At 63.0% G+C, this 10,634-nt stretch carries 13 protein-coding genes; 11 read left to right on the top strand and 2 right to left on the bottom strand.

The annotated features are described in order from the left end of the window. From BN2476_RS47645 to BN2476_RS02330, 9 genes are all read left to right on the top strand, one after another. A partial coding sequence (locus BN2476_RS47645) for a hypothetical protein (RefSeq protein WP_218274495.1) occupies nt 1-351 on the top strand: 351 nt, incomplete at its 5' end. Nucleotides 352-1,290: 939 nt separating this feature from the next. Then, nucleotides 1,291-2,328 (top strand): DUF1254 domain-containing protein, encoded by a 1,038-nt coding sequence (locus tag BN2476_RS02365; RefSeq protein ID WP_087732551.1) that lies wholly within the window; start codon nt 1,291-1,293, stop codon nt 2,326-2,328. A gap of 446 nt (nt 2,329-2,774) precedes the next feature. After that, a complete protein-coding gene (locus BN2476_RS02360) occupies nt 2,775-3,692 on the top strand; it encodes a sterol desaturase family protein (protein ID WP_087732550.1) in 918 nt (305 codons plus the stop codon). Between the two features lie 260 nt (nt 3,693-3,952). Further along, entirely contained in the window at nt 3,953-4,834 is an 882-nt protein-coding gene (locus BN2476_RS02355; protein WP_087732564.1) for an RNA polymerase sigma-70 factor, read from the top strand. A gap of 200 nt (nt 4,835-5,034) precedes the next feature. Next, entirely contained in the window at nt 5,035-5,514 is a 480-nt protein-coding gene (locus tag BN2476_RS02350) for a carboxymuconolactone decarboxylase family protein (RefSeq protein ID WP_087732549.1), read from the top strand. A gap of 65 nt (nt 5,515-5,579) precedes the next feature. Continuing rightward, nucleotides 5,580-5,990 (top strand): cupin domain-containing protein, encoded by a 411-nt coding sequence (locus BN2476_RS02345; RefSeq protein ID WP_087732563.1) that lies wholly within the window; start codon nt 5,580-5,582, stop codon nt 5,988-5,990. Nucleotides 5,991-6,108: 118 nt separating this feature from the next. Beyond that, on the top strand, nt 6,109-7,122 hold the full coding sequence (locus BN2476_RS02340) for a LysR family transcriptional regulator (protein WP_087732548.1): 1,014 nt from the start codon (nt 6,109-6,111) through the stop codon (nt 7,120-7,122). 322 nt (nt 7,123-7,444) lie between these two features. After that, on the top strand, nt 7,445-7,960 hold the full coding sequence (locus BN2476_RS02335; protein WP_087732562.1) for an Ohr family peroxiredoxin: 516 nt from the start codon (nt 7,445-7,447) through the stop codon (nt 7,958-7,960). Nucleotides 7,961-7,993: 33 nt separating this feature from the next. Continuing rightward, nucleotides 7,994-8,380, top strand: coding sequence for a DUF3331 domain-containing protein (locus BN2476_RS02330; protein WP_087732547.1), 387 nt, complete (start codon nt 7,994-7,996; stop codon nt 8,378-8,380). A 251-nt stretch (nt 8,381-8,631) separates the two neighbouring features. Here the strand turns inward: BN2476_RS02330 and BN2476_RS02320 are convergent, their stop codons facing one another. Next, nucleotides 8,632-8,865, bottom strand: a complete 234-nt coding sequence (locus BN2476_RS02320; RefSeq protein WP_087732561.1) for a DUF2795 domain-containing protein — start codon at nt 8,863-8,865, stop codon at nt 8,632-8,634. 370 nt (nt 8,866-9,235) lie between these two features. On the opposite strand from BN2476_RS02320, the gene BN2476_RS02315 reads away from it, so the two are divergent. Continuing rightward, nucleotides 9,236-9,799 carry a hemerythrin domain-containing protein gene (locus BN2476_RS02315; protein WP_087732545.1) on the top strand — a complete coding sequence of 188 codons (564 nt, stop codon included), beginning with the start codon at nt 9,236-9,238 and terminating at the stop codon, nt 9,797-9,799. 45 nt (nt 9,800-9,844) lie between these two features. Here BN2476_RS02315 and BN2476_RS02310 read toward each other — a convergent pair whose 3' ends face one another. Next, nucleotides 9,845-10,150, bottom strand: a complete 306-nt coding sequence (locus BN2476_RS02310) for a hypothetical protein (RefSeq protein ID WP_143810883.1) — start codon at nt 10,148-10,150, stop codon at nt 9,845-9,847. Between the two features lie 27 nt (nt 10,151-10,177). On the opposite strand from BN2476_RS02310, the gene BN2476_RS02305 reads away from it, so the two are divergent. Continuing rightward, nucleotides 10,178-10,465 (top strand): hypothetical protein, encoded by a 288-nt coding sequence (locus tag BN2476_RS02305; protein WP_087732543.1) that lies wholly within the window; start codon nt 10,178-10,180, stop codon nt 10,463-10,465. Nucleotides 10,466-10,634 lie beyond the last annotated feature (169 nt).

Genomic DNA, 10,634 nt, shown 5'->3' with positions numbered 1-10,634 from the left:
CGCCTGCGCCATGACCGCCTGCGCCAGCGCCCGAACTGCCCGCGCCAGCACCCAACCCGCCTGCGCCAGCACCCGAACCACCTGCGCCCGAACCGCCAGCACTCGAACCACCTACACCCGAACCGCCTGCACCCGAATCACCTCCGCCGTGACCGCCTGCAGGCTGTCCTTCAGCCAGCTGGGGTGAAGCAGAATCCGGAGAAGGTGCGCCGCGCTGATCGAACGAAGCGGAAGACTCGGGCGAGGCGAGCTCGGCACTGCCAGATGCAGTTCCCCGGGCAGGAGGTGACGATGATCTCGCGACTTGACCGGACGAAGACGCTTGTTGCGTTGGCGATGTGGGTCGGGTGATCCCGGGCGCATGCCGCGTGACTGCTTTCACGTGCGGCGCCGAATGGTGGCGATTCTGTGTGGCGGCATGGCTTGCTTGACCAGGCCCTCGTGTAACCGACTGCGGCACAGCAGAATCCGGAGTAGGTTCACCGCGGTGATCAGACGGAGCGGAAGACACAGGCGGAGCGGAAGACACAGGCGGGGCGGGCTCGGTACTGGCAACCGCAGTTCCGCGAGCGGGAGGCGACGATGGTAGCGCGACATGACCGGACCAGGCCGCGTGTTGCGCCGGCGAGGTGGGTCCGATGATCCTGAGCGCCTGATCAGAGTCGAACCGATCGCCATACGCGACGATACCCATGACCCCAACAGCCAATGCGCTTGCCGACGCAACCCAAAGCGCAAGGCGTCTGCCGCGCGCAGGCGGCGCGGCCTTGATGTCTGCATCCGGGCTACTTGCACCCGAATGCGCAAGCTTGGTCTGTCTGAACATTGCAACACGCTGCGGATCGATTCGTCTGATCCTTCCATTCACTACGTTCATGTGGCGTCTCCTTGCGGAGTGCTCATCGAAATGAGCCGCGGGACCGTTCTGCGTGTTCGACCCCCTGGTTCCACGGCAATAGCGGTGTACCAGGTTTTCTATCGTAAGCCTTTGAGCTATGAAAACGCTCGCCATCTTCCTGGCCGATCCGGACGGGTGGCCGGAATCACCGGCCGACGTGCTTTTCCGCGATGACTCCGCAGTTGGCGATGCGCAGTTGGCGACGACACGATGCAGGTAGAGCATTCGCTGTGCCTGTCAGGCCGAACCCCGCGTCTGTGTTGTTCTCACCCCTCGAAACGGCAGGGGTCCGCCTCGCACCGGCCGTACTAATCTACCTGACGTATCTCCGTTTATCGGTCCCGCAGTGTGGGCGGGCGTGTCCACCCATCTCTCTCGTTTCAGGAGTTCCGATGTTCTCCGTACAGCGCTTCTTTCTCGGACTGACTCTGGTGTGCGGTGCCTTGCAGGCATCGGCGCAGACGGTCGGATCGTCAACGCCGACAGTACCCGTGACCGTAGACAATTTCGTCCGTGCCGAGTCAGACATGGAGTTCGCCGCGGTCGTCAAATTGAACGGCCTTGGGCGTTTCGGACATCTTCGCGAACTCGCTCCGTTGAACCGGCAAATCGTCGTGCGCGTCAATCGCGACACGCTGTATTCGACCGCGGTATTCGATCTCGACGCAGGCCCCGTCACGATCGATCTTCCCGATGCGGGCAAGCGTTTCCGCTCGATGATCGTCATCAACGAAGATCATTACGCGCAGCAAGTGGTCTACGACGGGGGCAAGTACACGCTCACGAAAGACAAGATCGGTACGCGCTACGTGCTGTTGGCGGTCCGAACGCTGGTCGATCCCGCAGATCCCGCGGATCTCAAGCAGGCTCATGCGCTGCAGGACGGAATAAAGGTCGAGCAGCGCGGCGCGGGCCAGCTCGAAGTGCCCAATTGGGACCCCGTCAGCCTCAAGAAGGTGCGTGACGCGCTCAGGGTCCTGGGTTCGACCGTGCCGGACGCGAGGGACGCTTTCGGCCGGAAGGGCGAGGTTTCGCCGATACGCCATCTCATCGGGACAGCCGTGCTCTGGGGCGGCAATCCCGACAAGGATGCGATCTATCTGACCGTCACGCCGCCAAAGAACGATGGCAAGACGTCGTACAGGCTTCACGTACGCGATGTCCCTGTGGATGGCTTCTGGTCGGTCACGGTCTATAACGCGTCGGGCTATATCGACCCGAATCCGTTGAACGCCTACACGATCAATAGCGTCGTCGCGAAGAAAGCGGCTGACGGCGCGGTAGACGTGCAGTTCGGCGGATGCGACGGCAAGCGCGACAACTGCCTGCCGATCGAGCCGGGCTGGAACTACACGGTACGTCTCTATCGTCCGCGCCCCGAAGTGCTCAACGGCAAATGGGACTTCCCGAAAAGCGTGCCCATGTCGTGATCGCGCAGGTTCGCATCGACAAGGCGCCCGCTGCATCGTTAGCGGGCGCTGCTGATGAGGCAACGCATTTCACCAGCCGTTGCCCCCGTACATCCGAATGATCTGACGAACGACAGCGGTTGCATCCGAAGCTCAGGCTCTTTGGCGATGCAACCGGCCTGTCCACGAAGCGCATTCCGACGCGCAAATTCCCTCCGGCCGGGCACATAGCGGTGCACGCCATCCAACGCCCCCAAGGCCGCGCAGTTCCGGCACATTCCATCGCGTGTCGAAAGCGCCTGCGACGCCCGCCCCGAAAGGCTCTCCGCCCGATGACACACGGTGAAATAACTTCCGCATAGCCTGTAACGGCGTCCGTCACTACAGTGCGCGTATCGGATGCGATGCACTTGATCCACCACTTCACCGCAGACGATACCTCCCGCCACCACCGTTATGGCATCGTCATGGAAAATCTTGGAAAATTCACGTTGTACGTCACGGCTTTCGTCATCGCCGTATCGATGATCGAAGCTGTCTGGCTCACCTACAAAAACCGCAATACGGCCACGCCATTTGCATGGCACGAAGTCTGGCTGTCGATCATCGATCTGATCTCGCGCAAGCTGCTCGCGCTGCTGCCGCTCTCGCTCGCGGCGCCAGTTTTCGCCTTCGCCTGGGATCACCGCCTCTTCACGGTGGAACTCAATAGCGCGCTGATGGTGCTGGCGCTCTTCGTCGGCCAGGAGTTCTGCTACTACTGGTATCACCGTGCGTCGCATCGCGTGCGCTACTTCTGGGCCACGCACGCCGTGCACCATTCGCCGAACCAGCTGACGCTCTCCACCGCGTACCGTCTCGGCATCACGGGCAAGGTGTCGGGTGCGGCCGTGTTCTTCGTGCCGCTCGTCTGGCTCGGCGTGCGTCCTGAAGTCGTGCTGATGACGCTCTCCATCAACCTGCTGTATCAGTTCTGGCTGCATACGACGTGGATTCCGAAGCTCGGCTGGCTCGAGTACGTGTTCAACACGCCGTCCTCGCACCGCGTGCACCATGCGTCGAATGTCGACTATCTGGATGCGAACTACGGCGGCGTGCTGATCGTCTTCGACCGGCTGTTCGGCACCTACGTCGAAGAACGCGCCGACGAGCCCTGCCGCTACGGTCTCGTTACGCCGACCACGTCGCGCAATCCGTTCGTCGTCGAGTTCGAGCACTGGGCGACGCTGGTTCGTGACGTCGTGAAGGCGAAGAGCGTGTGGATCGCGATCAACCACGTGATCCAGCCGCCCGGCTGGCTGCCCGATGGCGGCGGCGAAACGACGGAAGAACTGCGCCGCAAGAGCAAGCCGGCAACTCGCGAGTGCGAAGCAGTCAACGGCTGATCAGAAGAAAAAGCAGCACCGGACAGGGCGCGTGAAGTGACACGCGCCCTGTCGCTTTTGAGGGCGGCGCGCCCGACGCTGCCTGCGATATCCCCGCCGCGGCCTGAAAGCCATGTCCATCTCGGAACGTCCTTGCCGCGCTGCCCACGCGCCCGGCTGATTCGACCGCTCAAGTCGTAACAGTTCCCATGGCAATATTCGACTGCCCGCACGATGTTCGTGCGGCGTTTGGGCTTTTCGGTGCAAGAGAGGAAACCGTGATGGACGACGACGCGCATGCCTTTGGCCAACTTCGCCCGCGTTTGCAGAAGATTGCGTATCGAATGCTGGGGTCAGTGGCCGAAGCCGAGGATATCGTGCAGGACGTGTGGCTGCGCTGGCATTCGGCGGCCCGCGAGGGCATCGACAATGCGGAAGCCTGGCTCGTCGCGGTCACGACGAGAATGTCGATCGACCGTCTGCGCGCGGCGAAGATCCAGCGCGAACACTACGCGGGCATCTGGTTGCCCGAGCCGCTGCTGACGGAGCCGCCGGCGACGCCCGAGGAAATGACCGAGCGCGCCGACGATGTCTCCGTGGCCTTTCTGATGCTGCTCGAACGGCTGACGCCGGAAGCGCGCGCGGCCTTCCTGCTGCGCGAGGTCTTCGACGCGGACTATGCCGACATCGCCGATATCATCGGCAAGACGGAAGCGGCGTGCCGTCAGCTGGTGAGCCGCGCCAAGGCGCAACTGCGCGACGCACGCCCGCGCCATGCCGTGCCGCGCGAGACGCATCGCCGGCTGTTGAAGACGTTCGCGCGGGCGCTCGAGGGCGGCGACTTCGCCTCGATCAACACGCTGCTTGCCGAAGACGCGACGCTGATCGGCGACGGCGGCGGCAAGGTGCCCAGCTTTCCGCGTCCGATGCTGGGCGGCCGGCGCATCGCGCAGCTTTTCTATGCGTCGTCGCTGCGCTACAAGAGCGAGCTTCGCGTGAAGCTCGTGATGCTCAACGGCGAATGGGCGCTGCTGCGCTATTTCGAAGGCAAGCTCGAATCGGCGCAGACGTTCGAGACGGACGGCCAGCGTATTGTCAGCATCCACGTCCAGCGCAATCCCGACAAGCTGGCGCGCATCGCCGCCGCGCACGGCAATCCCTGAGCGCCGATTCATCCTGCGCGTGAACGCGCGGGCTACCGGATAGCCGATGCGCCGATTGGTGCTTCACGGGCAACAGCGTGAGCCCGCTCGCGTGTCTAGCGCCGCGCACCCCGCACACCTACCATGGCTCTATGCGGCTGATCGCCGCTCATGGCACCCTGGAAGGGCGGGTGTTTCTCTCATCGACGCCAGGAGACAGCATGACCCAGCGCATCAACTACGTTCAGCAGTCGCCGGAACTGTTCAAGAAGTACCTCGAATTCACCACGCTGTTGAAGGACAGCGCGATCGAAGAGACGATCCGCGATCTTGTTTCGATCCGCGCATCGCAGATCAACGGATGTGCGTTCTGCCTCGACATGCACGTGAAGGAAGCGCGCATTCACGGCGAGCGCGAGCTGCGCATCCATCATCTTCCGACGTGGCGCGAGTCGACGCTTTTCTCGCCGCGCGAACGCGCCGCGCTCGCGTGGGTGGAAGTGCTGACGAAGCTGCCCGAGCACGGCGTGGACGACGATCTCTATGAGCGCGTGCGCGGCCAGTTCTCCGAAAAGGAATTGTCCGACCTGACGTACGACGTGATGGCTATCAACGGATGGAACCGCGCAAACATCGCGTTCAGGACGGTGCCCGGTTCCTTGGACAAGGCATACGGCCTCGACAAGGCTAACCTCGCCTGAGGCGCGCCGTCGGTTTTCGCCATATTCGGCCCGCGCGCGTGGGCCGCGTCTTTGAGGAGCGCACCATGTTTCGCTCGAAGAGATCCATCATGTCCTTGCTCGTCGTCACGGGCGCATTGATGGGGCAGGCGGCCCGCGCCGCGGCGCCCGAAGCCATCGTCACGCCCGTGATGACCAAGCCGCTCGATGACTATCCGGGCAAGGAAGCGCTGATGATCACGGTCGAATATCCGCCCGGCTCCGTCGATCCCGTCCATCGGCATTACGCGCATGGGTTCATCTACGTGCTGGAAGGGTCGATCGTGATGCAGGTGCGGGGCGGAAAGGAAGTCACGCTCAAGCCTGGGCAGAGCTTCTATGAAGGCCCGAACGATGTTCACACGGTCGGGCGCAACGCGAGCCAGACACAGCCGGCCAGGTTCCTCGTGGTGTTCCTGAAGGACAAGGGCTCGCCCATTCTCGTTCCGGAAAAGTGAGCGCGGCGGCCGGCGGCGAGCCGGGCCGATCAAATAATCTGCGTGGAATTTCACGAACGGTGTCACAAACCGGGGCGCTCATACGTCTAGTCGGATATCGACCCACCGACTATGCGCCATGTCAGATTACCCACCACGCAGTTCGGCCCCAAGCGCCGACGACCCGATCGCCAGCAGCTTTGCGACCAGTTACGCCGGCGTCATTTCCTTTCTGGCCGTTGCCAACGAAGGCAGCTTTGCACGCGCGGGGGATCGCCTCGGCATCGGCCGCTCTTCCGTCAGCCGCAACGTGCAGAAGCTCGAGGCCCAGCTCGATGCGCGGCTCTTTTTTCGCACGACGCGCAGCACGTCGCTGACGCGCGAGGGCGAACTGTTCTACGAGAAATGTCAACCGGGCGTCGAGCGCATTGCGCAGGCGCTGGAAGACATGCGCGAATTGCGCAACGGGCCGCCACGAGGCCGTCTGCGCATCGGCTCGACACGCGGCTTCGGCCGCAAGATCGTCGCGCCGTTGTTGCGCGGTTTTCGCGCGCGCTATCCCGACATCGCGCTCGAACTGCTGCTGAACGACCGGCCCACTGACTTCACGGCAGAGCGCATCGACGTGTCGTTTCGCGACGGACGCATGGAAGACAGCGAGATCGTCGCGCGCCAGCTGATACCGATGCAGATGATCGTCTGCGCATCGCCCGCGTATGCGCAGGCCTACGGCCTGCCGCGCCATATCGACGAACTGGCCCGTCACGACTGCATCAACTTGCGCATGACGTCGGGCCGAATCATGGAGTGGGAATTCAAGGTCGACGGTCTGCCGCAGCGGCGCCAGCCGGCCGCGCAGCACACGTTCAACGACGCCGATCTGATCTTGCAGGCCGTGCTCGACGGCGAGGGCATCGCGCAACTGCCGGCGTACCAGGTGTGCGATCTGCTCAAGCAGGGCCGGCTGCTGTGCTGCCTGCCGCAATACGCGCCCGACGACGGCGGCCATTACATCTGCTATCTGAGCCGCAAGCATCTTCCCGCCAGAATCCGCGTGTTCGTCGACTACATGACCGAGCACACGAGAGCGCTCGATTTGCAGTATCTGGCCACGACGCACGAGATGCCCGAACTCGAATCCGCCGTCGATTGACGGCGCGCCCGAAGTCGACCTTCCTCGATGTTCCGATCGGTTCCGACTGGTTCTGATTGGTGCCCGTGACGCAACACGATGGGTGCTTCTGAGGCTCTTCTGCCGGGCGGCGCGCAAGCCTACGATGAGTCACGTACGGACCGCGCGCAATTCGCAATTCGCAATTCGCCATTCGCGCCTCGTGCGCAGGGGCGGCTTTGCGGCCACGTACACGCCCATAAGGGAAGTGAATGAAGATCGTTGTGACACGCAGCACAGGACTCATCGGCAGCAAGGCCGTCGCGACAAGCGGCAGTCACAGCTTGAACGGATGACGCGCGCCTTGACCGCACTACATCCACCGCCATTGACCCTGCTCGACAAGTACAGCGGCAAATACGCTCAAACGCTGTATTCGGCGACGGTTTCGGTGACGGGCGGCGATGCGGGTCATGGGCGCGCGTCGGGCATCGTGCGTTCCGACGACGGCAATCTCGCGCTCGAGTTGCGCTTGCCCGAAGCGCTCGGCGGACCAGGCGGCGGCGCGAATCCCGAGCAGTTGTTCGCGGCTGCGTACGCGGCCTGCTTTCACTGCGCGCTGAGCCTGCTTGCGGCGCGGGTGTGCGTTCCGATAGCGGGCGCATCGGTGGAGGTCACGGTCGGGTTCAGCCGCGACCCCGTCGATGGCCTGTTTCTGCTGGCCGCAAATACGTGCATCCGTTTGCCGGGTGTCGAGCGGACACTGGCGGAGCAACTGGTGCACGACACGGAGCGTTTGTGCCCCTACACGAAGATGGCGCGGCAAGGCATCGGGAACGTCGTCGTGCTCGCGCCGGCGGATGGCGCTGACGAAGCGTAACGCCAGCGTCCGCATCAGCGAAGGAGGTCGAACATGAACGGCAGTGATCCGTGGTCTCAGATCGTCGGCTGGTTGCACGGGCAGGCTCCCGATATGCGGGAGTCGCGCGAACTCTGCCGTCCGGCGCGGGCCCCTGTTGCGAATGCATCGTCGATCGATCGCATCGAGCAGCAGACCACGTCGACGATACTGGTTTCGTGGAGCGACTCGACGTTCGGCCGGTATCAGGATCAGATGTGGCGGGCAGGCTTTGCGCGCACGGCTGGAGTCTGCGGGCTGACGGGTGCGCCCGTGCGGCGCGGCGACCCCGTATTCCGGCCGCTCGTGCGCGCGGGCGCGAAGCCATTGAACGCGCTGGACATGATTCTCGCCGCCACGCTGCAGAGGGAATGGCGCGGCCCATCCATCGACGTGCCCTGAAGGCGCGAATGCTACGGCGGCATTATCGACGCCGTCGCTCCAGCATCGCGCACGGCGTCATGCGTGCGCGGCGTCGCGCGAATCAGCGCCGAAAAATAGCGGATCGTCGACGGGCGGCGGGCGAAACTCGAGCGCAACGAGTTCTTCTCCGCCGCCGATGAAAAGGCGTGAGCCCCGGTTGTGCGTCAGTACGACGACGCTGGTGCACGAACTCGCACGCCGTTGCGCATCGTTAGAAACGCTGGCTTGCATCACTGGATGCGCGAAATTTCCTTCGACACCGCAGCCGGACTGTCGTAGTTGTGATCGGGAAGCTTGTCGATCAGATCCACGATGTCCGTGTTCGCGTGATTATGGCGAGCCCGTTCGCCGAGCTTCTCGCGCGTGGTCGGATAGTCGACGCCCGAGAGCGCCTTCTGGATGTCGATAGGGTTGGGTTGTCCAGGATGACGTTGATCCTGCGAACGAGCCGGATGCTGTGACATGAGTTTCTCCCACGTTATCAACGCAGCGCGCAGTGCTGCCTGCCGCGATCTGCGAGAAGGCGCATACGCGATGCCAGCCTGTTGTTGCGGCCCGCTGTCGTCGCTATTGTCGTTATTGCCGCTATTGTGAAAAGACCTTCCTGGCGGCAACGCGTCGCTTGCAACAAATGCAATCGCGGCCGCGGTGTGAATGGAATGACCGGAGCGGTTCGTGACCTTTGTGTTTCGCGCAATCACGCAATCACCGTGCCCGTGCGGTAGAGGCAAGCGTCACGGCGAGGCCCGGAATGGCGCTTGCTAAATCTCATTCGATCGAAGCCGCGTCGGGTTAAACCGTGTGGTTATTAGAGAACTTTTCCAGAAGGGAATCATGAGCGAAGACGCGAACAAGGAACTCGCAGCCGGGGCCGCCGTGGAAAACGCGGCACACGACGCCATCGAAGTGCTGAAGGCGGACCATCGCATTGCGGAGCAGCTCTTCGATGCATTCCATCGGACGGCAGACACCGACCACGAAGCAAAGCGCGCTGTCGTGCAGCGCGCATGCGAAGAGCTGACCGTTCATACGCTGATCGAGGAAGAGATTCTTTACCCCGCCGCGCACAAGACGCTGCAGCAGTCAGAGGAAATCGACGTGGATGAAGCCTACGTCGAGCACTTCCTGATGAAGACGCTGGTCGCCAGGTTCGAATCGCTGAAGCCCGGCGATCGCGGTTTCGATGCGACGTTCGAAGTGCTGTCGCAGATCGTGCGTCATCACATCGAGGAAGAGGAATCCGTTCTGTTTCCCGAGTTGCTCAAGAGCGGTGTCGATCTCGTGAGGCTCGGCGAGGAAATCGCCACGCAAAAAGCAGTGTTGATGAAAAAGCTGGAAGCAGCGGGCAGCAAGCTCGCCGGTGACGGAAGCCCCGCGTTCGATCGCGAGGCGAAGTAACAGGCGGCGTGAAGGGATCTGACTACGTGGTACAGGCGTTTCGCGTCATCGGCCGTCATGCTTGTTCGTCGCAAGCGCAGCTTCGACTGAAGGCATCTGCTCGTCGCTCGCGGTCACGCTGAGCGTGAACCTTGCGCCCGTATCGAAGTCTTTGAATCTGCGGTCGTATTCGTCAGGTTCAGAACGTCCCGTTTCGCAGTCGCCCGTCAGGAAGTTGCCGCGCACGCCGCCGGCTTCGTCGGCTTGCGACCACAGCGTCACGCACTCGGGCGGCACGCCGCAGCGCAGTACGGCGTCGCGTGCCGCATTGGCTTCCGTCAAGGTTTCGATTACTCGGGCGATTATCGGCATCTCGGTTCTCCAATCGGTTGCATCCTGGTGGTCTATTGGCCTGTCCCGGAAGGCACGGCACTTGCACCCGCCGAAGGCGGGCTGACGACGTGCGCGTCGCTCGATGGGGACGGCATGCTCGCAGCGGACGCGTTGCCGCTCGCGCCCCTGGCTGCCGCGCCTTGCGCCGGCGTGCGGCTCATGCTCGCCGTGTCGCTCATCACGCCGCTGCTGCCCGGGACCATGCTGCTGCTGGCGTTCTTGTCGTCGACCTTTTTGCAAGCGGTTGTGCCGAATGCAACAAATACTGCCGGCGCGAGCGCGACAGACAGATGACGCGCGATGAGCTTCGTCTCCGAAGCTCCTTTGCGAACGGTATGGCGCCTGACGACGTGCGCCCATCCGTATATAGTCGGTGTAGCAACGCATATTCCAGCGTTCGCCCGCGTCGTGGATGGTGCACATGGTCTCCTTGCGGCGACGTATCCGCCGCGAGGAGCGGGCC

The organism is Paraburkholderia piptadeniae, assembly GCF_900007165.1.
GTDB classification, from domain to species: domain Bacteria; phylum Pseudomonadota; class Gammaproteobacteria; order Burkholderiales; family Burkholderiaceae; genus Paraburkholderia; species Paraburkholderia piptadeniae.
The sequence above is the reverse complement of the archived record's forward strand: the minus strand, read 5'-3'. Positions and strand labels throughout refer to the sequence as shown.